The organism is Flavobacterium sp. GL_143 (assembly GCF_057834355.1).
The window spans coordinates 4,779,880-4,803,390 of the sequence record NZ_CM174401.1 but is presented as its reverse complement, the minus strand read 5'-3'; the positions used below and the strand labels follow the sequence as shown (position 1 = coordinate 4,803,390).

Sequence of the window (23,511 nt, the reverse complement as noted above, 5' to 3'; positions counted from 1 at the left end):
TGAATTTAATTTATTGGATCGAGTACTTCATCTGAAGTTAATTCAGGCTTTCCTAAGATTCTTTCATGGAGGGACTGGAATACAACAAACAAAGTTGGTATAGCTAATACACCAACGAGTGTACCTATTAACATGCCACCTACTGCTGCTGTTCCTATAGATTTATTACTCAAAGCACCAGCTCCGGAAGCTAACATAAGAGGTAATAGGCCAAAGATAAAAGCGAAAGATGTCATCAGGATAGGTCTTAGTCTAATATGAGCTCCCGCAATAGCAGCTTCTTTTATAGATTCACCCTGAAGTCTTCGTTGCAAAGCAAATTCAATAATTAGGATAGCATTCTTTGCCAAGAGGCCAATGAGCATAATTAAACTAATCTGTAAAAAAATGTTATTGTCTACAGCAAATAGTTTTGCAAAGATAAATGCACCAGCTAACCCAATAGGTAATGAGAACAATACTGCCAATGGAAGTATGTAACTCTTAAACTGTGCACTTAATAAAAAATATACAAATACTATTGATAAAATAAAGATAATAGTTGTTTGGCTACCACTCGTGCTTTCTTCTCTTGTAAGTCCTGAGTATTCAAATCCATAGCCTTTAGGAAGTGTTTTTAAAGCTACCTCTTCAATTGCCTTGATTGCATCTCCGGAACTATATCCTGCTTTAGGAGCCCCACTAACCATAGCGGAATTAAACAAATTAAATCGAGTTAGAAACTCAGGACTATAGACCTTCTTAAGATTTATAAAAGCAGTAATAGGAGTCATCATACCTTCGCTATTTTTTACATATAGCCCATTAATTGCGTCTTTATTTTCTCTGAAATTTGGACCTGCCTGAATCATTACTTTATACTGTTTTCCGAATCGGTTAAAATTGGTTGCATAGATACCTCCTAAATACCCTTGTAAAGTAGACAATAGCTCTGTAACACTCACACCGGCTTGCTTTGCTTTAACAACGTTTACAGAAACTTCATATTGAGGAAAGTTGGTGTTAAAGGAAGTTGTGGCAAACATAACTTCAGGACGCTGATTTAGGTTATTTATGAAAGTTTGCAACACTGCTTCAAACTTCTTATAATCACCTCCTGTTTTATCCTGCATTTGTAATTCAAAACCGGAATTATTACCAAATCCTTGCAAGGTCGGTGCGGCAAAAAATACAATATTGGCTCCTTTTATATGAGCTGTTTTTTCAAAAAGCTCCTGAACGATACTTTGTGAGTCTTCTCCTTTTTCCTTGCGTTCATCCCAATGTTTTAACTTGACATATTGAACTGCATAAGAGCTCCCTTTTCCACTAAAAAAATCACTTCCAACCCAACGTGCTCTCATTCCTAGTTTTGGTACACTTGCAGCTATACTATCAATTTGATTTGCTATACGAACTGTTTCTGCTAAGGAGGTAGAGGGGGGCATAATCACATTTCCATATATAAATCCACTATCTTCATTTGGTACAAATCCAGTTGGAGTTGTTTTACTTAAGTAAATAAATATCCCCGAAAAGACTACTACACTTGCAAGCGCTATCCACAATCGTTTATTAAGGAACTTTAGAATTCCCACATAACGATTGGTCATTTGATCAAAACTACTATTAAAGGCTATTTTCATTCGATTCGAAATACTTCTCTTTTCATCATCAATTCCTGAGTCGGGTTTCAATAAGATAGCACAAAGAGCTGGACTCAATGTTAAGGCATTGATAGCCGAAATTAAAATAGCTACTGCGAGAGTAATACCAAATTCCTTGTAAAATACCCCAACCGAACCTTGAATGAATGTAACAGGCACAAACACTGCTGACATTACTAAAGTGATAGCTATAATTGCTGTAGACAATTCATTCATCGCACTAATAGTGGCTTTTTTTGCCGTTTGTGCTCCTTCATGTAACTTAGCGTGTACAGCCTCTACTACAATAATAGCATCATCGACTACTATTCCGATAGATAGTATTAATGCAAATAAGGTTAATAAATTTATGGTAAACCCAAAGAGGTTTAAGAAAAAGAATGTTCCTATAATTGCCACAGGTACAGCAATAGCAGGTATCAATGTAGAGCGCCAATCTTGTAAGAATATAAAAACAACTATAAAAACCAGTATAAAGGCTTCAATAAGTGTATAAACAAGTTTATTGATAGAAGCTAGTAAAAAATCATTTGAGTTGGTGTAAATTATGGATTTAACGCCAGGTGGGAAGTTTTTTTCAGCCTCTTTTAATTTTTCTTCACAGGCTTTGATTATATCATAGGCGTTAGACCCTGCTGTTTGGTTAACGGCTACATATGTACCCAGATAGCCAAATGCAGTTTGTGTTGTTTCATATGAAAAAGCTCCTAAATCTATTTCAGCGACATCTTTTAGATAAAGTATTTTTCCATTGGCCAAAGAACGGATAACTATATTCCTAAATTCTTTTGGAGTTTCTAAACGTCCTGTGTATTTTAAAGTGTATTGAAAACTTTGATTGCTATTCTCACCAACTTTTCCAGGTGCAGCTTCTACGTTTTGTTCTTGTAATGCTTTAATAATATCTGTAGGGACTAAACGGTACGCAGCCATAACATTTGGTTTTAACCAAATACGCATACTATATTCACTATTACCGACATTGGCTACATCACCAACACCATTTATCCGTTTTAATTGAGGAATAAGATTTATACGTGTATAATTTTCTAAAAACATTTCATCATACTCTGGAACTTCACTATAAAGCATAAAGCTAAATACCTCACTTGCTAGTTGTTTTGTTGTCTTAATGCCTTGTTTTACCACTTCTTCAGGGAGCTGGCTCATGGCTTGATTAACACGATTTTGCACATTTACTGCAGCCATAGCAGGATCAGCTCCCTGGTTAAAGGTAATTGTGATTTCGGCAGAACCATCATTACTTGCTTTTGAGTTCATAAATGCCATTTGTTCCACTCCATTAATTTGTTCTTCTAATGGGGTAATCACACTTTTCATTACCGCAGCTGCATTAGCCCCTTGGTAATTAGCAATTACTTTTACGGTAGGCGGGGCAATATCAGGGTATTGTGTCATTGGTAGAGTAGTTAGCCCTAATAATCCCAAAATCACTATAATAATTGATATTACAGTTGACAATACTGGGTTTTCTATAAATTTCCTTAACATAATCTATGCGCTGTTTATTTCAATTTAATTTTTACTCCATCTCTCAAACTCCCAACAGTTGCGCTGACTATTTTATCTCCTACATGGATCCCTGATGTAACAATATAATATTGACTATTAGGTTCTTTTTCCATAATTTGAATTTCCTTACTCTTTACTTTGGCATCATTTCCCACTATAAAAACAAATCGTTTCCCTTGCAGATCAAATGTTGAATTTTGCAGAATCAGCATGACATTCTTGATATTCTCATATACACGTATAACGGCACTGTTACCGCTACGGAGCAAACCGTTTTTATTGTTAAAGACAGCTCTGAAATTAATACTTCCTGTTAATGGATCGAACTGTCCGCTGACGGTAGTAATCTTTCCTTTTATGTGATTATTATTTTCGTTAGCTAGGATTAAACTAACTTCAGGTAATAAAGCTATCCGTTCTTTTATATTTCCTTTAGTTCCTTTTTGCATGAAATCAAAAAATTGCTTCTCATTCATGGACAAATAAGCATGAATAGATGAAATATCGGATATGACAGTTAAGGGGTCTATTGAATTACTGCTCACTAAGGCACCCTCTTTGTAAGGAATTAAGCCTATTACTCCATCAAAGGGAGCTACAATCTGTGTGTATCTCACATTTGCTCCGGCATTGCTCAACTTTGCTTTTGCCTCTGCCAGTAATGCTATCTTACTCTTTACATTGTATTGAGCAGATTCTAATTCATAATTACTAATAATATTCTCTTCTACCAGTGGCTTTGCTTTTTTTACTTTCATGCTGGCATCTTTTAATTCTGCTTCAGCACGATTTAAACTTGCCATAGCCGCGGCATTCTCTTCTTTAAATTGGGGGGCGTAAATGCGAAACAATACTTGCCCTTTTTTAACTTCTTGCCCTTCATCAACTAATATTGCTTCAATAAAACCATCAATTTTAGGTCTTAACTCAACATCTTTTTTCCCTTGAAGAACTACAGGATAGTCACTATATACAACCGCATCCTCTTTTACAATAGACATAATTGGATAGTTTTCTACTGCTTCTTTTGTTGTGTCCTGTTCTTTGTCCTTGCACGCCCAAAGAAAAATCAACGTGGAGAGAACTAACAACTTCTTTATTATATTCATTTTTTTATTTTTATTAAATAGGCATATAAAATTAATAAGGCAATCCTATTAGAAATCTTCTGCTTAATAAACTTGTCGAGCAAAACTATGGTAATAAGACAAAGCAGAAGGTGGACAAAACGTAGATAAAATGTTCTTAATTACAGTTTTATTTATAAAACAGGTTTGGATTATTCTTCTAATAATTTCAGCCTAGGGTGATATATTTTTAGGGGTTAATGATCGCTTCTGATGGTATATGGAGATTCATTACTATCTTTTGTTATGCACTATATTGTTTTAAGAGAGTTTTGTTTCAATTAGGTCTATAGTTTTTTGATGTGCTATATCTATATTTAAGTTGTATTCTTCTTGATTATTTGCCTCTCCATCGATATTTATTACATGAATGTCAGAGATTCCAATTACATTGAAGACCCACTTTAAATAATTAGTTTGAAAATCTATATGTTGATTATAACCACCTTTTTCATAACCTTGAGATCCTCTTGTTAGTAATAAAACAACTTTTTTATTTTCTAAAAGTCCTATATATGGATTTTGAACATCATTGGGATTATATTTCCAAGTTTCGTTTACACGCACTACCTGATCGATATACGCTTTTAAACTGCTTGGTATGGACCAATTATACATTGGTGAGGCAACAACTATTACATCAGCATCTTTTAGTTCCTTAATATATTCATCGCTACTTTTTAAAGAATTAAATTCTTCCAGAGTTCTATTTTCTAAAGGCTTGAATGCTGCACTAATCCATTGTTCAGTTATATGAGGTATGATTTGATTCCCTAGTTCCCGAATTTGTATTTTAGCATTTAAATGTTTTTCTTTCCAATGATTTATAAAGGTTTCTGCTAGTTTTCTACTTTTAGAGCCTATACTTCTTGCACTTGAATTAATGACTAGTACGTTTTGCAGTTTCTTATTTTGTGAATTCATATTTAAAATTTTCGACAAAAATAGAAGGATATTGGATTATATTTGTGTACCAATTAATATAAAACATACAGCCCAGATGTTGCCTTATAAAACTTTAATTAAAATTGACAGAGCGTCTTCCTTACCCTTATATATTCAAGTATGTAATCATTTTATAGCATTAATTACAAATGGTACATTGCAGCCCTCTGACATCCTACCAAGCACACGTAATCTGGCTTTATTGATTGGAATCAATAGAAATACAATTAAACTAGCTTATGAAGAATTAATTAGTCAGGGTTGGACGGAATCTATAGAACGAAAAGGAGTGTACGTTTTATCTAGTTTACCAGTACTTGCACAAAAGGGCATTAGTGATGTAAAAAGTAAAGAAATAAAGCAAGAGGCATTTATATGGACAAACAAGTTTAATACTTCAATCCTTAGTAAGAATTTTCAAAAAACAGGATTAGCAATAGATGATGGATTTCCTGATGTTCGACTAGCTCCTGTAGATGAACTTATGCGTGAGTATAGAAGTATATCAAGAAAATTTTATGGTCGTAATTTCTTAAAATATGGCGATGGAAAAGGTTCCGAACATTTAAGAGCATCGTTATGCACTCATCTTTCTACTACCAGAGGATTAAATGTTGATATTAATGATTTGTTGATTACAAAAGGAAGTCAGATGGGAATTTATCTAGCGGCTCAATTGCTTCTTGAACCAGGAGATACTATTGCAGTAGGAGTATCGAACTATACTACTGCCGATGAAATTTTTAGACAAACAGGAGCAAAATTATTAAGAATTCCAATAGATGAATATGGAATGGATGCTGATTATCTCGAAGATGCCCTTAAAAAAAAGAAGATAAATGCAGTGTATTTAATTCCTCATCACCATAGCCCAACTACAGTTACTTTGAGTATGGAGCGTAGATTGAAATTTTTGAAATTGGCTAAAATGTATAAGTTTGCAATTATTGAAGATGATTATGACTTTGATTTTCATTATGCCAATAAACCTTTTCTACCTTTAGCAAGTATAGATCATAATGAAAATGTTATATATTTAGGATCGGTTACTAAAACTTTTGCTCCCGCTCTCCGAATAGGATTTATGACTGGACCTTCCAGTTTTATCCATGCGGCCACTGCCTTAAGAGAACTTATAGACAGGCAAGGGGACACTACCTTAGAAGAAGCTTTTGCTTTGTTATTTAATCAAGGGGAAATGAATAGATATTATAGAAAAGCGCTGAAGATTTATAAAGAACGTAGAGACATTTTTTGCGAACTATTAAAGGTTCATTTTTCTAATGAAATTGTATTTAAAGTTCCACAGGGAGGGCTGGCTGTATGGACTGTTTTTGATACTGATATTGATTTAGTGAAATTATCGGATAATGCCTTAAAAAATGGACTTTATATTGATAATGGACTGTTTTATAAAAATGAGCTATTTTCGACAAATGGACTTAGAATGGGATTTGCTTCATTAGATGAAAAAGAGATGTTGAAGGCATTCTCTATCTTGAAAAAAGTGATTTCTTAACTGCTACTGGGCTATCTATTATTAGTAAACTGGTATGTGTATTTTTTTTGGCTGTGTTTTAATTTTGCTAAAAAAATAGTAGAATATGGAAAATACATTTGAAGTCAAATCTATTGAATCTGATTTAGAAATTGAGCAATGCCTAGATGTAGCACTAGTATTTAGGCCTCATTTAAAAAAGGAAAGTTGGGGTAGTACTATCCGTGAAATGGTTGCTAATGAAAAGTACACCCTCAAAGGAATTTATGATAAGGGAAATATCGTTTCATTTGTAGGATATCGTATTATGACTACATTACATAGTGGTAATATGATATACATTGATGATTTATGCACTTTAGAAAGCCATAGAGGCAGAGGTTTTGGAAGTATGTTATTATCACATGTTAAAACAGTGGCAGAATTAAAGAAGATGGATGCAGTTGTTTTAGATACAGGTTTTGATAATCATACTGCACAAAATTTATACTTTAAGAAAGGATTTGTGCTCTCTGCAGTGCATTTACATGCTTATTTAAAATGATGTTTTTTTGAATAAAAATTGTATTTTACAGGGCTAACGAATTATATAAATTTAAAATAAAAAAAATGAAAAAACGTATTGATTTATCAAGTGTATCCTCTAGTATCTATAAAAGAATTTTAGCATTAGATAGTGCCGTTCAAAATTCAGGATTAAAGAAAACTTACATTGAACTTATAAAAATTAGAGCTTCCCAAATAAATGGATGTGCTTATTGTCTTAATCTACATACTCGCGATGCAATTAATCAAGGAGAAAGTACTCAACGAATTTTTTTGTTAAATGCCTGGAGAGAAACTGATTTATTCTCAGAAGAAGAACGTACTATTTTAGCCATGACAGAAGAAATCACTATGATTAATGCCAATGGGTTATCTGACGAAACGTATGATATGGCAGTTAAGTTGTTTGACCAGGAATATGTTGGTCTGATTATAATGGCAATTATTACAATTAATGCCTGGAATAGAGTTGCCATTAGCACACATAAACCTTTAGATTAGACTTTTTTATTTATTTTAGATTTAAAAGCAACATTTTGTGCTGTGCTACAAATATCATAGTAACATTTGTAATGCACATTTTTAGGGGGTGTTACCTGTTGGACTGATGTCTTAAAGCGTAAGACTAGCTGACCAGCGTGTAATGAAATTTTTAAAGAAAGTAATCTTTGCTAAATGGCTGATTGAAAAAATATAATTAAAAAAAATAAATACACCTATGAATAAATTTGACCATCAAAAAGGGCAACATTTCAATATTGATGATGTAAAGATTTACTATGAAGAAATGGGCAATCCAGACAAACCTGTTCTAGTTTTTCTTCATGGAGGTTTAGGAAATATAGAAGATTTTAATGCTGTGGTTCCACTTTTGGGAGACGATTTTAGGATTATTGGCATAGATAGTAGAGGACAAGGAAAATCTTCCCTTGGAGCAGAAGATCTAACTTATAAACGTATCCAGCTTGATGTTGAGGCTTTGTTAGAGTCGCTAAATGTCAATGATATAACGATTATTGGATTTAGCGACGGAGGAACTATTTCTTATAGAATGGCAATTGAAAGTACTATAAGAATTAAAAAAGTTGTCACGATTGGTGCGACTTGGAACATCATGGATTCATTATCGACCGAAGAAATATTTTTAAATATAACGGCTGATAGTTGGAAAGAAAAGTTTCCGGAAAGTTTCGATAGTTATCAGAGATTGAATCCTGAACCTGATTTTGAGAAATTAATAAAATCAATGATTGGGTTATGGCTTGACAAAACAACAACAGGATTTCCAAATGAGAATGTAAGTAAAATAAATTGTCCAACACTTATTGTAAGAGGGGATCAAGATCATTTATTTTCCAGAGAAAGTGTTTGCCAAGTTGCAGATCTTATAGATAATGCTGCATTTTTAAATATTCCTTTTGCAGGACATTTGGCGCATGAAGATCAATCGAAAATATTTTTTAATACTTTGAAACAGTTTTTAGACAAGTACTAATAACTAAAACTTACTCGCAAGAGATCTTGAGTAATTTGTTACATGAAAATTAGTTTTGTGCTTAAGCAAATCCGAAGACAGTTTCATTGTACTTCAATTTTTATAAACCAGCGTATTTTATATGATAGAACGTGAAGTAAAGTATCGTGAAGGCAAAGAGAATTTTAGGATAGATACACCTGTGAAAAATGATTATTACACTGTTTTAATTTGTTATACTGGTTCATCCTCCATCAAAGTCGGTTTTCACCAATTTGAATTAAGTCCCAATACAATAGCTATTATTCCTCCTGACGTAATATTTTCTATTAACAGCGTTTCTAATAACTTAGATATAAGACAGATTTTCTTTTTAAAGACCTTCTTGAAAAAGATGTTTTTAAAGGAAGGAATTATTGATGAGTTATTATTACTTAACAGCAACTATCCTCCTCTATACCAACTCAATGAAAGGTTTTTAATCGTAGCGGATAAATTTACATCTGTAAAAAGAGAAATCGAGTCACAATATGCTTATCATTTAGATATCGTTCGATTAGTCCTGATGGAAATTTTATATGAATATAACCGGGCTTGTGAATACTGTTTATTAGGTTTTGAAAAAAGCATGAACAGGAATTATCAGTTGACCTATGAATTTAAAAGACTGGTTGAGCAATATTTTTCTACCTGGAGTTCTATTGGACAGTACGCTTCACACCTTGGAATTTCTGCCAAGCATTTAACAGAAGTTGTAAAAGAAGAAACAGGATACACCGCATTACAAATTATTCATGAGAGAATATTACTTGAGAGTCAATATTTACTAAAACATTCTACCATATCCATAAAAGAATGTGCCAGTGTACTTGGTTTTGAAACAGCCTCCTACTTCTCACGATTTTTTAAAAGTCATATGACAATTTCACCTAATGACTATAGAAAAAAAATGTAGAATACCGTATTGATAATTTTTCTAATCAGCCCTGTAGATTACTTTTTTGAAAAGAATAAAGTGATTTAATCCACCAATTTGATGATAAATCCGAAAAATTTGAACTTTATTCCGAAGATAGGATATTGTTAGTGACTTCATTCTTTTTGAACTTTGCAAAGTAATTTTAATACTCTGCAAATGGATGATATAGATACCGCTATACATAATGGAAAAGAAGCATCATGGTCAGATCTTTTTTCAAAAGGGAATTCCTTAAAGGCAATTGTACTTGCTCTAGGAGTCATGTTACATGCTACCAATGTGTATTTGGCAACAACTATAATGCCTTCAATCATAAAAGAAATTGGAGGACTTGAGTACTATGCCTGGAATACAACCATCTTTGTAGTAGCATCTGTAATAGGTTCTGTGATTTCAGCAAATCAAATGGCTAAATCGGGGCCAAGAAAAGCCTATCAAATTGGAATTTTACTTTTTAGTATAGGAACATTACTTTGTACAATAGCACCAGCTATGACCCTTTTATTAGTTGGTCGCTTTATTCAAGGATATGGGGGAGGGTTGCTTTTTGCATTATCCTATGCTATGATTAGATTAGTTTTTACTGAAAACTTATGGGCAAGAGCTATGGCTTTAGTATCAGGAATGTGGGGTGTCGCAGCTTTTTCAGGACCTTTCCTTGGAGGTATATTTGCAGAGCACGGACATTGGAGATGGTCATTTGGAGTATTGTTGCTATTTTGCGTTTTCATTCTTATAACAGCCTCTATAATATTGCCAAAAGAAAGAAACAATAAGGCAATAAAACCAATACCATATTTAAAACTTTCACTACTTAGTTTGGCTGTATTAGCTGTATCCGTTGGAAGTCTACAAAAAGGCGTATTGGAAAATATATTGGGAGTTATAATTGCCTTGTTATTTTTACTACTACTTATATTGGCTGAAAAAAAGAACAAAACCCGATTACTGCCTACCGGTGCATATAAAATCTCATCTGCTCTTGGCTCAACCTATATTGTTATGGCTCTACTGACCATTGCTACTTCTATTGAAATCTATGTTCCTTACTTTGCACAAGTGATCTACAAATTCACCCCATTAAAGGCGGGATATCTTACCGTTTTAATAGCGATTGGATGGACTTTATCCTCTATACTGTTTTCCGGCTATAAAGGGCGTTCAGTGCAAAAAGTCATAATTTCAGGGACGTTTTTAATGTTCATTGGTTTAATAGGCTTGAGTTATATAGCCATGACAAACACATTATCTCCGGATTGGACTCTTGTTTTAAACTGTATATTCCTTCTAGCCATCGGATCAGGAATAGGAATGGGATGGCCTCATTTGTTAACCAAAGTTTTTTCTTCAGCTCCTTCAGGAGAAGAGGACCTAACATCTTCTTCAGTGACCACTGTTCAACTTATAGCGACTTCTTTCGGTGCTGCTCTGGCAGGTTTGGTGACTAACTTAGGCGGGATCACAGACTCCCACAATATAATAGGAATTACTAAGGCTTCCATATATTTGTACAGCAGCTTTGCAATGGCTCCATTAGTAGTAATTATGATCCTCATTTTATTAAAAGATGATGGTAGATAAACAGATGATATCAAATAGTTTTTATTAAATTTTAGAAAGAAATTGACGTGTTCCCTAAAACTTTTCTGTTTTGTAAATAAGCAAATCACTATAAGATAGTTTTTCTACTTGTTCTTGCTGAATATCAAAATAATCATAGTAGTAGTCACATTGTTTTTTCAATTCATTTAGTTTCAATTCATTTAGTTTCAATTCACCTGTTTCATCTATAGCTTCTACTTCGATAAACGTTCCAAGCTTATCCACAATATCAAAATGAAACTTTATATTATCAATTCTGTATATTTTTCTTTTTTTAACCACTATTACTTTTACACCCATTTGATTGGTAAGTATTTGTTTTAAAGATTCATTTGGGTCATGCTTGTATAGAAAAATATCGGATTTTTTACTTCCTTGTATATTTTCACGGTTATAATCTATCAGCTTACTTTCTTTGCCTAAAATTTCCCGAAGTTTTAGCCTTCCCTTTGCTGTGTTAAAGTAGGTATCGATATGATGTTCTGTCACAAGATCAACAGGATTTAATTTAAGAAGGATATTTTCATATTTTTCAAGCTGATCTACTTTCGCTTTAAATTCAAAGTTTTTTATTTTCATATATTTAATGGATTAATGTATTTTGTTTAAAAACAGCGTCCTGAATATCAACATTCCACAATACAAATAAATTCAGCTTAAGCTTTTTAGCAAGGATAAGAGATGAAAGGTTGTCAGATTGACAACGGTATTGTGGTTGAAACCCTTCCAATAAAGCCGATTGACTAATCGCTAGTACTAACTTTTTTGCTAATCCCTGTCTTCGATACTTAGGTAAGGTAATCACTCCGATATCGGCAATTTTTAGACTTTCACTCCAAGGGTACATACTTGCTACAGCCACCAATTTTTCTTCTTCGAAAACCCCGTAAACTTTCCAGTGATCTAACGCCACAAATGCACAATCTAAATCCTGTGCTGTAGCCGAAGCTTCAAATTCAGAAAAATAATCGGCGTCTTCTGATGTCAGGCTACGGATATTTTCCGGAATTATTAGGTTCTTAATGTGCTCTTTTTCTCCTTTTGAATAGTAGAATATATTATCTACACCGTGTAGGAAGATTCCATGATCCTGTAATCTTCTGATGAATCCTTCAAAATTGAGTACTTGCAAATCTTCCTTTCTGAGAAGTTCAAAAAGCTCTGGACGTATGATGATCCAGATGTGTTTTTCGGGAAATTCCAATGTCATAACCTGATATTCCTTGTCTAATTTTTCATTCACGAACACTGTAAAAAGCTTGTTTTTAATGACAATCTTTGTTCCGGATTGCGCTTGCCAATAGTCGGTTACTATTTTTGAAAATTGATTTTTGCTGTACATACTAATGCATATGGTTTTTCCGAAACTGCGAAGGTGTTAGTCCGGTTTGTTTTTTAAAAAAGCGGTTAAAATACGAATCATCCGTAAAATTGAGTTCGGAGGCAATCATAGAAACGGTGTCGTTGGTTTGCAGCAGGCGTGATTTAGCTTCCTGTACCAATTGTTTGTGTATAAAATGACTTGCCGCAACGCCTGTTACTTCTTTCACCAGATCGTTAAGGTAGTTTGGGTGCACATGCAACATTTCGGCATAATCACTTACTTGTCTTTTCTTTACAAAATGCTGGTTAACGATTAGTTGAAATTGTGATACCATTTGATCTTTCCTGGACAATGAGAAACTTCCCTGTACTATCTGTCTGTTGTAAATTCGTTCAGCTTCTAGCAATATTACATTAAGAAACATACGTGTAAGAAGGTCATCATTAAAGGTGGTTTTTTGACATTTTTCACTGTTTAGCTTCCAAAACAGGTGTTGCATCATATCCATTTCTCTTTCTGATAAATTTACATAAGGTGCCTTATCCAACTGAAAAAATGGAAATTGATTGAGTTTGATCTGGTGTTTTAGGCAAAGTAAAAAATAATCTGCATCAAACATACAGAGGATTCCTTTTAGGTCCTCGCTCCAACATTCAATGGAATGAAGCTGATTTTCAGGTACAAAATACATGCTTTGCGGACCAAAATGATACTTCTGATGCCCAATAACTTCATCAACTTCTCCAGCAGTCAAAAGAATAATACTGTAAAACTTTCTACGTGCCTGATGACCAATATGCCGGCTATACATTTTCTGTAAATCCTCCAAAGGAATGATTTCCAGAAAACCTGCTCCCTTGGAGTATTCTAGATGATTACATTCCGTACAATAGGAATATTGAGCATCCTGAAGGTAAAACTCTTTGAATTCCTGTGCTGTATTTATTTCTTTAATCTTAGAAGAAGTACTCATTTTTGTAGAATTAGATCATATAGATTTTATAGATGAAAGTTTTATAAGGTTCTTCCTAGTTCAAAATTAACCTCAATAGTTGCTCCTAAATTTTCTTTTGACAGTTGACTGATCACTTTATTAAGCCTTGTTATCGCATAGGTTCTTATATTTTTCGAAGAATACACGGTGGTTATAAATATTCTGTTTCATTGCTATAATTGATTATACCATTTTACAGCTTTTTGCTCTACTGTTTTTATAAATGGGTCCTTTGCTTCATTATATTCGTTTCCATCTTTCCATTCCTGCAGACTTAATTCTTCTTTCAGTTGCTGATATTCGATCATGACATCAGGATGAGTACGAAGGTAATCACGGAATGCTATATGACGTATCCAGTGTTCGGAATTCAATGGCAATATATGGACATGTGCTAAACGCAGGGTATGATTATGTAGTTCTTCAGGAATAATAGCTCCCGGTGTGATATGCACAGGTAAGGATAAACTTTTAGGGAAATCCTTTAGTTTTACAAAAAACCTGCGGTATGGCATATCCAGATTGTAATTTTCATAATAGACGTAATCATTATCCATCAGCAAAGGCGGACATAGATCGAGATCAGTAGCGCTGTTAAGACCGATCATGATGTCTATGACTGGCTTAGAGGATAAACCATTTACCGAGGTACTCCCAATATGCTCAATCCGGGGGTTCAGAGAACTAAATGCTTTTACCAGTTCTATTTCGAGGTCCCTAAAGAATTGTAACCATAATGGGTTATATTTTTCAAATGTGATTTTCATATTAAAGTTTTTTTGGTATCCAAAGCTAATCCAAAAGGTAATGATTCAGTGTTTTAAGCATCCTGCTCACCCGTCGGATCCCAATCTTCTGGGCAGTACCATGACTAAGAGTCTTAGAAGTAATTTCAAGAAACCTATGTTTTTATATGCGTTAATTGCCTGCTTATTGTCAACAGAAACATCCAGTTGTGAATGTGTTAACCCATATACAAAAGCCTCCTTTATTTGATTTGTCAAATCTTCCAAATACAAAACCAACTTCTATTAAGCCAATCTCCAAATACTTTGTAGTAGTTATTACCGGTAGGTTTTCTTCTTCTCAGTAAGTTGGAAAATGATTTTTTGTTTTGCAGTGTCCCACTCATCATCTAAAATACTATAATAAGCAGCATTTCTTGTTGTGCCATCACTTTGAATTTTGTCTTTACGTAAAATGCCTTCAAATGCACCACCAATTTTTTCTATTGCTCTTCTGGAACGAATATTTGTGTCTTTGGTTTTTAGTTGTACCCGGTTTGCTTTAAGTATCTCAAAACAGAATGTCAGTAATAACAATTTGCATTCTAAATTTATTTCTGTCCCCCAAAACTCTTTTGTAATCCAAGTCCATCCAATTTCTAATTTCTTGTCATTGGGAAATATTTCAAAAAGGCGTGTTGACCCAATAAGTTTATTTGTTGCTTTGTGAAGTATTACAAAACAATACTGTTTTCCTTTTTCTCTTTCGGTCAAAGCCAAATTATATGTTTCATAAAATATTTCTTTTTCTGAACAGTCCGTTGGTATAAATTTCCAAAGTTCTTTTTCAGATGCAGAAATAAATAAGTCTTTAAAATGTTCCTTCTCTAAAGGAATTAAGTCAAGAGTTGTTCCTGTCAAAATAGTTGGGTGAGTTATCCATTGTTGTGTCATAGTTGTGATATTTGTTAAGCTTACCGCTAACTTATAGCTATACCTACCAGCTCGTTTTATCTGAAACAACAGCGATCACCTGCTCTTTATTGATTATCGAGGGCATCATTTGTTATATTGCTGATTTAGATCCAAAGAAATTACGGAATTTACCTTCAAAAGCATCTGAAAAGAGTTCGCTAGCCTCTATTATAAATTCAGCTGGCAGGGTTCTATAAATATTCATACATATAAATTATTTGATCCGTTTTATAAGTCAAGTACCTCGATATTCACTCTCACGTCCTCCAAAATATAAATATTCAGATTTGATAAACAATCGCACAGAATTACAATTTTAAAAAACAAAATCTTGATTCGATAAAAAAATGTGGGTTGTCTTAACGCCCATCATACAAATCTGCATGATGAGTTTAAGGTCTGTCTTAGTTGCTCTTCTATATTCATTTCTTCGTCTTTTAAACTAAAACACACTTTTTCAAACGCATTTTTTTTCCATTCCATTCTGTAGTCTTTTGCTCCTGTATTTTCATCCAGCATTTCTTCAACCACTCGAAAACCATGTTTCTTATAAAAATGAACTGCTTGCTGATTTAAAGCATACACATTCAAGGTTAGAAAATGATATTTTGTCTTAAGAAATTGCATGAGTTGAGAGCCAAAACCTTTCGACTGATATACAGAAGCTAAAAAAAATGCTGCAATATGATTATCAACCATTGAAACAAAACCTATTACATTGGTTTCATCTTCTAATATCCATGTTTCGCTGGAAGGCAAATAAATATTTTTCATTTCATGCGTTTGATTTATCCAGTAAGTTGGGGCGATAAAATCATGCGCGCTAATAGATGCTTCCAGCCAAATGGCAATTAATTTTTCATAATCTTCAAACTTAGCAATACGTATCATTTTTATATATTTTTTACCATTTCAAATTGGTTGATATCGTTGGTTAAACCATGTTTCTCGAGGAATAGTTCCAGGTTTTCAGCGACTTCATCCATGTTGTTGATCTGTACTTTTTCGTTGGATAGTTGCTTTTGTGCTTCTGCAAGCAATTGTGTCCCAATGCCTTTTCTCCTGTGTTGTGGTGCTACTGCTACCTGGTAGATGCGCTTATTAAGCGGATTAAAAAGTAGGTATCCCACCAGTTTAACGTCAATAAAGGCTCCCAATGCGGCGGGTTTTACCACATCCATGCTTGGAATGGCACTCTGCCAGCTGGGCAAAATATCCCAAAACGATTGAAAATCTTCCCATAAAAACTCTTGTAAAGGTTCAATAGAAGTCGTTGTACTTAAATGAGGAGGTGTTTGTAGTTCACCTGAAAAACACAATAATTTGCGACGGATGGCGAATCCGTCTTTCTCATATGCACGAATGGCAGACTTGTTACTTTCAATTACTTCCAAAACGAGTTGATGCACCTGATTTTCTTCAAAATAAGGCTGGAGATAATCGTACATTTTCCCTACCAACCCTTGTCCTCGGTATTCAGGTAGCACTCCCGTTCCGGCATTGTATACTACGGTTTTGCCTTCTGATATCCGCATGCCGTGCATTATGAAAGCAATCAAACGGTCTGCTTCAAAAATTCCTACAGACCATTCCGGCAGAATATTTTCTGACATCATCTTAAATTGTAATTGCGTCGCATTCAGTTGAAACGGTACTATATAATCGGCAAAAGCACCGTTGATGGCATTTAATAAATCATTTGTATCTTGCGTTGTTAGTTTACGTATCTGCATTTTTACTTTTATTTAAGTATTTGACTATTCGTTGTTTTCTGTCGTATTTTTTCGTAAAATTCTTCTCGGGTAACGGTCATTTTATATGATGCCCAATTTTCATTGTTTACTTGTGTTGTTGCCTGATTGGTGTATATTTTTTTGAAACCAACGTTTTCATAAGATTTGATTGCGGAAGTATTGAAGTCATAAACGTTTAAATCAACAAAATTTGTGTTTAAGTTGTCAAAACTCCACTCGGTCAATATTTTTATCAAAATTGTTCCATAACCTTTACCACGAAAATTTTTGTCGCCAATAAGTATTCTGCAAAGCTTGCTATTTTGTTTGTCCGTCTTATACGCTTCGCAATGTCCTATTGTAGTATTTGTGTCGTTGTGAATAACTTTGAAAGCATGTCGTTTGGTATCTGTAAGATAGTTACGCAATTGTTCTCTTGTCAATGGGAAACTGAAAATTGGTCCAGCAAATTGAATAAGTTCCTTTTCCTCTTTAACCCAAGAAAGCAATGTGTCAAAATCAGTTTCAGAAAATTTTTCAAGTCTTATATCTTGGTTGTTGTTCATTCGTTTTGTTGTTTCGTTACAATGACAGCTAACGTTGCTAATGTACTTATCTGCATTTTTTATTTTTAAATTTCTTTAAATATTTGAATGGTAGCGCAATACTCCTGTAAGCTGTCTATCAATTTGGCTAAGTGAATTCCGTCGCAAACAGCATGGTGAACTTGTATTGCCAATGGCATCAGGATTTTGTTTCCTTCTAACTGGTATTTTCCGATGGTAAAACTGGGGGCAAAGTAGTCGGTAAAGTCAGCAATGTTTAGGTTAAAACTATCAAAATGAATCCATGGGAGTGCCGAAATATTAAAATGATTTCCGGGTGCTTTTTCCGGGAAGAAACTCCTATTGTTTATATTTTTTTGGAGCACCTCATTATAGCTATTAATAAAACTCATTAAGCTATCTGTATGTGATAAAGATAGTGCTGAAAAAGTTTCTGTGTCATTATGAAGAAGGGTATAAACCGGATTTACGTAATCCCAAACAATCAATTCGTTATCTTTCATCGCCATTTTGAATTCTGGATGTTGGTTCACTGCTTTTGTTATCAAATAAATCATCACGGGATAAAATTTATATCCTCGTTCTTTTATAAAAGGAATAACCTGTGAAATATCTAATTTGAAGGTCAAACTAAACCCACATTTTACCGCATCACGATAAACAGTAAAGTGCTCCTTTCTTTTCCACCCTTCTATATTTATTTTTTTATATCCTACATTCATTACAGATTGTTTTAAATTTTATTTTGTTCCATAAGCTGAATTAAATACTGAACGAATTCTGTTATTTCCTCATCTTTTCCTACCCAATTATCGTCACATTCGCCGAGATATGGACTTTTAGCCATTTGCAAAAGACCTTTAAACTGCACTGAAATTTTTGGAAGTAGCCAATCAGCTGCTTTATTTTTCGATGTGATTTTGCCCGTAACTACTATAAAATGCATTCGGGCTAAAGTCAAAATATCAAATACTAATTACAAAATTATAGAATTTTAAAGTGCTAGAATTTTCTTTTTATCGCACATTACATTCAATTTGTAATATTTATGTACATTTGAAATACTGTAATTGATAAAAACATTCATTTTGTAATCATGCCAACAACTCCTTCATTCTATAATTTAGATGACTTTTATAAAGTATATGAAATCGATTCTTCTTTAAAAATGGAAGGCATTGTAGTCGTAGATCAAACTTTTTCGGAAGAAGATTATTTTTCAGATTACAAGCAACAGTTTGAAGGGCTTTTGCTGGGCTTTATGTTAGAAGGTACAATGAATGCTCGTATTCATTTTATGGAATATGAAATAAGAAAAAATGAAGTAGCAATTGTTCTTCCACAATTGATCATTGAACCACTGAGGGCAAGTAATGATGCTAAAATGATTACTATAGGGTTATCAATGGATTTCCTCAGTGGGTTTCCGATATTACGCGAATTTATTACCAATGACCAGATTCGCTGGCAGCCCATTATTCGGCTTGGAGAGGAAGATCAACATCTACAACAAGAATTAGCCATATTATTGCAAAAGTTTTTTCTCAAAACCCGAAGCACTAAAAAGACAGAGGTCTTACAATATCTAATTTTTGCAATAATCACTTTTCTTTCAGAATCATATTCAGGTTTGGCTCAAAGTAAAAACCTACCCAAGAGTCGTAAGCATGAAATTATCGACAATTTTTATGTATTGATTTCAAAATATGCCAGCCAACAGCGAAATGTGAAATTCTATGCCGAAAAACTGTACTTAACCCCACAATATTTAACAACAGTATTAAAGTCGGAAACCGGAAAATCCATATTGCAGTGGATTGATCATGTGGTTATGATACACGCTAAATCATTTTTGAAATCATCAAATTTATCCGTGAAAGAAATTAGCAATGAACTTCATTTCGGAGATACGAGTTTATTTTGCAGATATTTTAAAAGACATACAGGTATTTCTCCGAAAGGCTTTCGAAATAGGTATTACAGTCAAAATAAATAGTACATTATCAGGCTATTCTGTTAATTTGATATTTTTCTCATCAACATTTCCATGGGTCCATTTTTATATTTTGTCACCCATATTTTACTAAAGTAATAACTTGCTGCAAAATATAAAATAGAGAAAGCTAGTATCCAAAATGGATGAATAGCATCTGTTTCATTAAGCTTTGCTGCATACTCTTTACCAGAGATTAGCGAAAAAATAATCATTCCTATCGTTAAGTGCGAAATATAATGGGTTAGGGTCATTTGTCCTGTCTTCGCTAAATTTTGAGCAAATTTACTGTCTGAAAAAAACTGACTGCAATACATAAAAGCTGAAATAAGCATCAAGCCAAAACCTATCGTGCTCAACAAAAACGGTAAAAGAGGAGGAAGATAATCTGCGGTAATGATATCAATAAGTTCTCTATTGGTAAAAATGCTTTGAGCAAAAATTTGCACTATGGTTACGGGTAAGAAAAGTGCAACTCCTAATGTGAACATTCTTTTTTTCGTAATCCATAATGTCCAGTTTAATCTACCCAAGTACATTCCGACAGTAAAATAGGCTACCCAAGGAAAAACACTATTCCACCCATTGTAAAATGTATTTCGAATAAATCCCGATATCGACCACAAATCGGTGTATTCAAGTGTTTCAAAGTTCCATCCTTTTTCGAATGGAACAATAAACAATAACACATGGAAAACTAAAATAGAAATAGTAGCAGCAATTAGATAGTATCTTTTGTGCAGAAAAAGAAGAAAGGTGGCAATGAGCATATATACTCCGTAGAAATGCAGAATATCTGCCGGCCACCAAATGCTTAGCAACAATCCTAAGACGAATAGAAATAATGCCCTTTTTAAAACGGTATTCCACAGCTTGTTCTTCTCTTCTGTGGTATAATTCGGTCTATTGGTCATTAATGCTATTCCCATTCCTGCAAGCATGACAAATACAGTACTTGAGTTTCCACTGAAAAGCGATAGAAATTTTCCGGCTAAACTTGTGTCGTTATAGCTACCAAACACCATATTAAAATTGACAATATACATCCCAAAAATGGCGTATGCTCTTGCCAGATCAAATCCAATAATTCTATTATTATTTCCCAAAATATTTAATGTTTAAATGAAAAAGCAAATTTCTCAAAATGAATCTGCTTTCCATTTGACTTACGTCAAATAATCAAATTTTGGATCTGATCCTACTCAGGGTTTCCAACGAAATACCCAAATAAGATGCAATATAGGTAAGCGGAACTTCAAGAATAATGTGAGGTTGTTGCTTGAGTAATTGTAAATATCTTTCGGTTGCATTAAGTGTACGAAAATCAAATAATCTTTTTTCGAGCCACATAGTATAATATTCTGTCATCATCAGATCAAGCTCAATGAGTTTTGGAAACTTGGCTTTAATTATTTGAAATGATTTTTCCTCGGTCTGGTAAACACTTACATCTGTGACAGCTTGAATGAATTCTTTACTTGGTACTTGAAGTACATAGCTATCAAATGAAACCGCAATATCATTTTCAAAAATAAGTTCTGTTGTGATATCTTTAGCATCATTCTGATAGAATTTTCGAAGAATTCCCTTTTCAATCCAGAAACTATATTTACACAGTTTATCTTGATGTAAAAGGAATTCCCCTTTTTTATAGATTTTTAATTCTCGAATACTTTCTAAAGCTAAAAGGGTTTCACGATCTAAATTCTGAATTAGTTCATCTATTTTTCTAAGCTGTATATTTCCGTTCATATTGATATTAATTTTAAAGTTACTTTGCACGCAAGCTCAACAATTAAACTACTATAAAATATAGTAAGGTTTTTTGCTAAAAGTAAAGTTATAATCCCATGTGCAAAATCGGATACTCTTTGCCTTGTTCATCAACTTCGGATCTTTTCAGTATCTGAAATCCTATATGTTTATAAAATCCAACTGCTTGTAAATTTTGTTCATTAACATCTACTTTGGAGATCTTTAAATGATCTATACCATGTATAATTAGTTTTTTTCCGATTCCCTTTCCACGAGAATTATGGTCAATAAATAACATTTCAAGATTTTCATTAGAAATTCCCATAAATCCAACTAAAGTTCCATCAACTTCATATCCAAATAGCTTAACGTGTTCAAAATAATTCGGAATGTTTTCCTTATAATAATTGAAATCCTCTACTTTTAGAAAATCGTGTGTGTTCAGTACAGCACTTTCCCATATTTTTACCAGAGTGGGATAATCTGTTTTTTTAATTTTTCTAATCATGACATTAAATTTATAAAAGCAAAACTCTGCTTTTTGTCACAATAATTACTGAACTTAGGTTAAAAAATACGCTTGCGTATTCTGCTTAGGGCTTGCGGGGTAATGCCTAGGTAAGAGGCAATATCTTTTAATGGTATAAAATTTAATACACTGCCATATTCCTCCATCATAAGTAAGTAATACTGCTCAGGTGAATATTTAATCAAGTCAATATTTCTTTTTAAGATTCTACTTAATAATATAGCCGTCATATCATCAAAAACTGATTTTAAGCGGGGAATTATTTCATAAATTTGGATTACTCTCTCATTGTCGATTCTATAAATTACACTATCTACAAGAGTTTGTACGTTGAAGTCCGATTTCTTTTTTAAGGTAAAAGATATATTCGACATGGAAAATGTTCCTTCTTTACAAAACCAAAAAGTTTGTTCTTCCCCCTTATCATTTAATGTCCAACAACGTGTAATTCCATCAAAAATAAAATAACTGTACTTTTCTAATTCCCCTTCCCTAATTAAGAAGTCGTTGCGTTTGACAAGTATTTTTTCAAAAGAGTTATCAAATAATTCAGATTCTTCTGAAGTAAACAAACTCATATCCACATTAAATTCCTTAAACAATTTTTCTAAAATCATAATTTGAAAATCTAAACGTGGCAAAGGTAGAACTTATTTTTTATGGATAGAAAAGACAAAAGTTATCTGTTGAAGTTTTAAATTATTAAAAATAAGATTTGATATTTATAATATTATAAAGCTCTATAAAAGATAAAAAATAGTGTTTAGATGCGGTGTGTATTTTTTCTCTCTTCTGCAGCACCTTTGATTTGTACAACTTTCCCAATGATATGTGTTACGTATGATTGGCTTTTACAATCTAATTTTGAAGTATTAAAATATTAGAATTATGACACACGGAAATACTAACGTTCAAGAACAAAACGATTCTTTAGTATTATTACAATTTTATGCCGATTGGTGCCAGCCATGCGGTCTGATGATGCCTATTGTTGAATCTATTAAACAGAAACAGTTTGATTGGCTTGTAATTAAACAAATTGATATCGATAAAGACTACGTGATCTCAAATCAATTTTATGTGAGGTCAGTCCCAGCATTCGTTGTGATGAAAAACGATAAAGAAATCTGGAGAAAAACTGGTACAATGTCTGAATATTCTTTTTCAGAAATCTTAGAATCTCTCAAGTAAGTAATTTTAAAACAAATTGGTAGTTAAAGTTTTTTAAACATTTTCAAAAAATAAAATCCTTATGAATAATTCAAATACATTCAAGAATATAGAAAGACCGTTACTTCTTCAATTTACTGCTACATGGTGCGGACCATGCAAGATGTTAGCACCAATTGTTAATCAGATAGAGCAAAAGATGAAGGAAGTTGCAGATGTGAAAAGAATAGACGTTGACAAACAAAGTGACCTTTGTACGGAGTTTTCGATTCGTGCTGTACCAACTTTAATTCTTTTGGATAAAGATGGTGCGATATCTTGGAGACATACAGGAGTGATATCAGAAAATGATCTTCTAGCGCAAATAGCACATCTTAAATAATGCAAGACTATTTAA

Annotated in this window: 26 protein-coding genes; 9 read left to right on the top strand and 17 right to left on the bottom strand. The window is 33.3% G+C overall.

Annotation, left to right across the window (positions count from 1 at the left end; translation table 11 throughout):
- Positions 1 to 5: 5 nt before the first annotated feature.
- The 3 genes from AC3IPI_RS20220 to AC3IPI_RS20210 form a co-directional block, all read right to left on the bottom strand.
- A complete protein-coding gene (locus tag AC3IPI_RS20220; RefSeq protein WP_489155290.1) occupies positions 6 to 3,158 on the bottom strand; it encodes an efflux RND transporter permease subunit in 3,153 nt (1,050 codons plus the stop codon).
- Between the two features lie 14 nt (positions 3,159 to 3,172).
- Complete coding sequence (locus tag AC3IPI_RS20215; RefSeq protein WP_489155288.1) at positions 3,173 to 4,288, bottom strand: efflux RND transporter periplasmic adaptor subunit; 1,116 nt, start codon at positions 4,286 to 4,288, stop codon at positions 3,173 to 3,175.
- Between the two features lie 279 nt (positions 4,289 to 4,567).
- Complete coding sequence (locus AC3IPI_RS20210; RefSeq protein WP_489155286.1) at positions 4,568 to 5,230, bottom strand: FMN-dependent NADH-azoreductase; 663 nt, start codon at positions 5,228 to 5,230, stop codon at positions 4,568 to 4,570.
- Positions 5,231 to 5,261: 31 nt separating this feature from the next.
- On the opposite strand from AC3IPI_RS20210, the gene AC3IPI_RS20205 reads away from it, so the two are divergent.
- The 6 genes from AC3IPI_RS20205 to AC3IPI_RS20180 all read left to right on the top strand — a co-directional run bounded on the left by AC3IPI_RS20205 (position 5,262) and on the right by AC3IPI_RS20180 (position 11,329).
- Entirely contained in the window at positions 5,262 to 6,770 is a 1,509-nt protein-coding gene (locus AC3IPI_RS20205; protein ID WP_489155284.1) for an aminotransferase-like domain-containing protein, read from the top strand.
- Positions 6,771 to 6,855: 85 nt separating this feature from the next.
- Positions 6,856 to 7,293 carry a GNAT family N-acetyltransferase gene (locus AC3IPI_RS20200; protein WP_489155282.1) on the top strand — a complete coding sequence of 146 codons (438 nt, stop codon included), beginning with the start codon at positions 6,856 to 6,858 and terminating at the stop codon, positions 7,291 to 7,293.
- Positions 7,294 to 7,358: 65 nt separating this feature from the next.
- Positions 7,359 to 7,796 carry a carboxymuconolactone decarboxylase family protein gene (locus AC3IPI_RS20195; protein WP_489155280.1) on the top strand — a complete coding sequence of 146 codons (438 nt, stop codon included), beginning with the start codon at positions 7,359 to 7,361 and terminating at the stop codon, positions 7,794 to 7,796.
- A gap of 217 nt (positions 7,797 to 8,013) precedes the next feature.
- The gene (locus AC3IPI_RS20190) at positions 8,014 to 8,790 is read left to right on the top strand and encodes an alpha/beta fold hydrolase (RefSeq protein WP_489155278.1); all 777 of its coding nucleotides are present in this window, start codon (positions 8,014 to 8,016) and stop codon (positions 8,788 to 8,790) included.
- A 121-nt stretch (positions 8,791 to 8,911) separates the two neighbouring features.
- Positions 8,912 to 9,724: an AraC family transcriptional regulator gene (locus AC3IPI_RS20185; RefSeq protein WP_489155276.1), complete on the top strand. Its 813-nt coding sequence runs from the start codon at positions 8,912 to 8,914 to the stop codon at positions 9,722 to 9,724.
- Between the two features lie 180 nt (positions 9,725 to 9,904).
- Complete coding sequence (locus AC3IPI_RS20180) at positions 9,905 to 11,329, top strand: MFS transporter (RefSeq protein ID WP_489155274.1); 1,425 nt, start codon at positions 9,905 to 9,907, stop codon at positions 11,327 to 11,329.
- A 54-nt stretch (positions 11,330 to 11,383) separates the two neighbouring features.
- Here the strand turns inward: AC3IPI_RS20180 and AC3IPI_RS20175 are convergent, their stop codons facing one another.
- From AC3IPI_RS20175 to AC3IPI_RS20130, 10 genes are all read right to left on the bottom strand, one after another.
- The gene (locus AC3IPI_RS20175; RefSeq protein WP_489155272.1) at positions 11,384 to 11,929 is read right to left on the bottom strand and encodes a CYTH domain-containing protein; all 546 of its coding nucleotides are present in this window, start codon (positions 11,927 to 11,929) and stop codon (positions 11,384 to 11,386) included.
- Between the two features lie 4 nt (positions 11,930 to 11,933).
- Positions 11,934 to 12,692 carry a GNAT family N-acetyltransferase gene (locus AC3IPI_RS20170; RefSeq protein WP_489155270.1) on the bottom strand — a complete coding sequence of 253 codons (759 nt, stop codon included), beginning with the start codon at positions 12,690 to 12,692 and terminating at the stop codon, positions 11,934 to 11,936.
- Between the two features lies 1 nt (position 12,693).
- Positions 12,694 to 13,647 carry a helix-turn-helix domain-containing protein gene (locus tag AC3IPI_RS20165; protein WP_489155268.1) on the bottom strand — a complete coding sequence of 318 codons (954 nt, stop codon included), beginning with the start codon at positions 13,645 to 13,647 and terminating at the stop codon, positions 12,694 to 12,696.
- 194 nt (positions 13,648 to 13,841) lie between these two features.
- Positions 13,842 to 14,435: a GrpB family protein gene (locus AC3IPI_RS20160; protein ID WP_489155266.1), complete on the bottom strand. Its 594-nt coding sequence runs from the start codon at positions 14,433 to 14,435 to the stop codon at positions 13,842 to 13,844.
- A 297-nt stretch (positions 14,436 to 14,732) separates the two neighbouring features.
- Positions 14,733 to 15,347 carry a GNAT family N-acetyltransferase gene (locus AC3IPI_RS20155; RefSeq protein ID WP_489155264.1) on the bottom strand — a complete coding sequence of 205 codons (615 nt, stop codon included), beginning with the start codon at positions 15,345 to 15,347 and terminating at the stop codon, positions 14,733 to 14,735.
- Positions 15,348 to 15,737: 390 nt separating this feature from the next.
- On the bottom strand, positions 15,738 to 16,259 hold the full coding sequence (locus AC3IPI_RS20150; protein WP_489155262.1) for an N-acetyltransferase: 522 nt from the start codon (positions 16,257 to 16,259) through the stop codon (positions 15,738 to 15,740).
- Positions 16,260 to 16,261: 2 nt separating this feature from the next.
- Positions 16,262 to 17,101 carry a GNAT family N-acetyltransferase gene (locus AC3IPI_RS20145; protein ID WP_489155260.1) on the bottom strand — a complete coding sequence of 280 codons (840 nt, stop codon included), beginning with the start codon at positions 17,099 to 17,101 and terminating at the stop codon, positions 16,262 to 16,264.
- A gap of 8 nt (positions 17,102 to 17,109) precedes the next feature.
- Complete coding sequence (locus AC3IPI_RS20140) at positions 17,110 to 17,667, bottom strand: GNAT family N-acetyltransferase (RefSeq protein WP_489155258.1); 558 nt, start codon at positions 17,665 to 17,667, stop codon at positions 17,110 to 17,112.
- Positions 17,668 to 17,732: 65 nt separating this feature from the next.
- Positions 17,733 to 18,389 (bottom strand): CatA-like O-acetyltransferase, encoded by a 657-nt coding sequence (locus AC3IPI_RS20135; RefSeq protein WP_489155256.1) that lies wholly within the window; start codon positions 18,387 to 18,389, stop codon positions 17,733 to 17,735.
- Between the two features lie 11 nt (positions 18,390 to 18,400).
- Complete coding sequence (locus tag AC3IPI_RS20130; RefSeq protein ID WP_489155254.1) at positions 18,401 to 18,628, bottom strand: aminoglycoside adenylyltransferase domain-containing protein; 228 nt, start codon at positions 18,626 to 18,628, stop codon at positions 18,401 to 18,403.
- Positions 18,629 to 18,763: 135 nt separating this feature from the next.
- On the opposite strand from AC3IPI_RS20130, the gene AC3IPI_RS20125 reads away from it, so the two are divergent.
- Positions 18,764 to 19,663 (top strand): helix-turn-helix transcriptional regulator, encoded by a 900-nt coding sequence (locus tag AC3IPI_RS20125; protein ID WP_489155252.1) that lies wholly within the window; start codon positions 18,764 to 18,766, stop codon positions 19,661 to 19,663.
- A 20-nt stretch (positions 19,664 to 19,683) separates the two neighbouring features.
- Here the strand turns inward: AC3IPI_RS20125 and AC3IPI_RS20120 are convergent, their stop codons facing one another.
- The 4 genes from AC3IPI_RS20120 to AC3IPI_RS20105 form a co-directional block, all read right to left on the bottom strand.
- Positions 19,684 to 20,766, bottom strand: a complete 1,083-nt coding sequence (locus tag AC3IPI_RS20120; protein WP_489155250.1) for a DUF418 domain-containing protein — start codon at positions 20,764 to 20,766, stop codon at positions 19,684 to 19,686.
- 73 nt (positions 20,767 to 20,839) lie between these two features.
- Positions 20,840 to 21,412, bottom strand: a complete 573-nt coding sequence (locus tag AC3IPI_RS20115; RefSeq protein ID WP_489155248.1) for a Crp/Fnr family transcriptional regulator — start codon at positions 21,410 to 21,412, stop codon at positions 20,840 to 20,842.
- 88 nt (positions 21,413 to 21,500) lie between these two features.
- The gene (locus AC3IPI_RS20110; RefSeq protein ID WP_489155246.1) at positions 21,501 to 21,923 is read right to left on the bottom strand and encodes a GNAT family N-acetyltransferase; all 423 of its coding nucleotides are present in this window, start codon (positions 21,921 to 21,923) and stop codon (positions 21,501 to 21,503) included.
- A 59-nt stretch (positions 21,924 to 21,982) separates the two neighbouring features.
- Positions 21,983 to 22,561: a Crp/Fnr family transcriptional regulator gene (locus tag AC3IPI_RS20105; protein WP_489155244.1), complete on the bottom strand. Its 579-nt coding sequence runs from the start codon at positions 22,559 to 22,561 to the stop codon at positions 21,983 to 21,985.
- Between the two features lie 271 nt (positions 22,562 to 22,832).
- Here AC3IPI_RS20105 and AC3IPI_RS20100 point away from each other — a divergent pair, with 271 nt between their 5' ends.
- Positions 22,833 to 23,135 (top strand): thioredoxin family protein, encoded by a 303-nt coding sequence (locus AC3IPI_RS20100; protein ID WP_489155242.1) that lies wholly within the window; start codon positions 22,833 to 22,835, stop codon positions 23,133 to 23,135.
- Positions 23,136 to 23,196: 61 nt separating this feature from the next.
- On the top strand, positions 23,197 to 23,496 hold the full coding sequence (locus AC3IPI_RS20095; protein WP_489155240.1) for a thioredoxin family protein: 300 nt from the start codon (positions 23,197 to 23,199) through the stop codon (positions 23,494 to 23,496).
- The last annotated feature ends 15 nt before the right edge of the window (positions 23,497 to 23,511 follow it).

What these genes read in the sequence shown, in the direction of transcription:
- AC3IPI_RS20110 (WP_489155246.1), bottom strand. Translation starts at nt 21,923, where the DNA reads ATGATTAGAAAAATTAAAAAAACAGATTATCCCACTCTGGTAAAAATA.
- AC3IPI_RS20095 (WP_489155240.1), top strand. Translation starts at nt 23,197, where the DNA reads ATGAATAATTCAAATACATTCAAGAATATAGAAAGACCGTTACTTCTT.
- AC3IPI_RS20155 (WP_489155264.1), bottom strand. Translation starts at nt 15,347, where the DNA reads ATGACACAACAATGGATAACTCACCCAACTATTTTGACAGGAACAACT.
- AC3IPI_RS20220 (WP_489155290.1), bottom strand. Translation starts at nt 3,158, where the DNA reads ATGTTAAGGAAATTTATAGAAAACCCAGTATTGTCAACTGTAATATCA.
- AC3IPI_RS20140 (WP_489155258.1), bottom strand. Translation starts at nt 17,667, where the DNA reads ATGAACAACAACCAAGATATAAGACTTGAAAAATTTTCTGAAACTGAT.
- AC3IPI_RS20115 (WP_489155248.1), bottom strand. Translation starts at nt 21,412, where the DNA reads ATGAACGGAAATATACAGCTTAGAAAAATAGATGAACTAATTCAGAAT.
- AC3IPI_RS20150 (WP_489155262.1), bottom strand. Translation starts at nt 16,259, where the DNA reads ATGATACGTATTGCTAAGTTTGAAGATTATGAAAAATTAATTGCCATT.
- AC3IPI_RS20160 (WP_489155266.1), bottom strand. Translation starts at nt 14,435, where the DNA reads ATGAAAATCACATTTGAAAAATATAACCCATTATGGTTACAATTCTTT.
- AC3IPI_RS20135 (WP_489155256.1), bottom strand. Translation starts at nt 18,389, where the DNA reads ATGAATGTAGGATATAAAAAAATAAATATAGAAGGGTGGAAAAGAAAG.
- AC3IPI_RS20200 (WP_489155282.1), top strand. Translation starts at nt 6,856, where the DNA reads ATGGAAAATACATTTGAAGTCAAATCTATTGAATCTGATTTAGAAATT.
- AC3IPI_RS20105 (WP_489155244.1), bottom strand. Translation starts at nt 22,561, where the DNA reads ATGATTTTAGAAAAATTGTTTAAGGAATTTAATGTGGATATGAGTTTG.
- AC3IPI_RS20165 (WP_489155268.1), bottom strand. Translation starts at nt 13,647, where the DNA reads ATGAGTACTTCTTCTAAGATTAAAGAAATAAATACAGCACAGGAATTC.
- AC3IPI_RS20195 (WP_489155280.1), top strand. Translation starts at nt 7,359, where the DNA reads ATGAAAAAACGTATTGATTTATCAAGTGTATCCTCTAGTATCTATAAA.
- AC3IPI_RS20185 (WP_489155276.1), top strand. Translation starts at nt 8,912, where the DNA reads ATGATAGAACGTGAAGTAAAGTATCGTGAAGGCAAAGAGAATTTTAGG.
- AC3IPI_RS20175 (WP_489155272.1), bottom strand. Translation starts at nt 11,929, where the DNA reads ATGAAAATAAAAAACTTTGAATTTAAAGCGAAAGTAGATCAGCTTGAA.
- AC3IPI_RS20190 (WP_489155278.1), top strand. Translation starts at nt 8,014, where the DNA reads ATGAATAAATTTGACCATCAAAAAGGGCAACATTTCAATATTGATGAT.
- AC3IPI_RS20215 (WP_489155288.1), bottom strand. Translation starts at nt 4,288, where the DNA reads ATGAATATAATAAAGAAGTTGTTAGTTCTCTCCACGTTGATTTTTCTT.
- AC3IPI_RS20210 (WP_489155286.1), bottom strand. Translation starts at nt 5,230, where the DNA reads ATGAATTCACAAAATAAGAAACTGCAAAACGTACTAGTCATTAATTCA.
- AC3IPI_RS20145 (WP_489155260.1), bottom strand. Translation starts at nt 17,101, where the DNA reads ATGCAGATACGTAAACTAACAACGCAAGATACAAATGATTTATTAAAT.
- AC3IPI_RS20180 (WP_489155274.1), top strand. Translation starts at nt 9,905, where the DNA reads ATGGATGATATAGATACCGCTATACATAATGGAAAAGAAGCATCATGG.
- AC3IPI_RS20125 (WP_489155252.1), top strand. Translation starts at nt 18,764, where the DNA reads ATGCCAACAACTCCTTCATTCTATAATTTAGATGACTTTTATAAAGTA.
- AC3IPI_RS20100 (WP_489155242.1), top strand. Translation starts at nt 22,833, where the DNA reads ATGACACACGGAAATACTAACGTTCAAGAACAAAACGATTCTTTAGTA.
- AC3IPI_RS20170 (WP_489155270.1), bottom strand. Translation starts at nt 12,692, where the DNA reads ATGTACAGCAAAAATCAATTTTCAAAAATAGTAACCGACTATTGGCAA.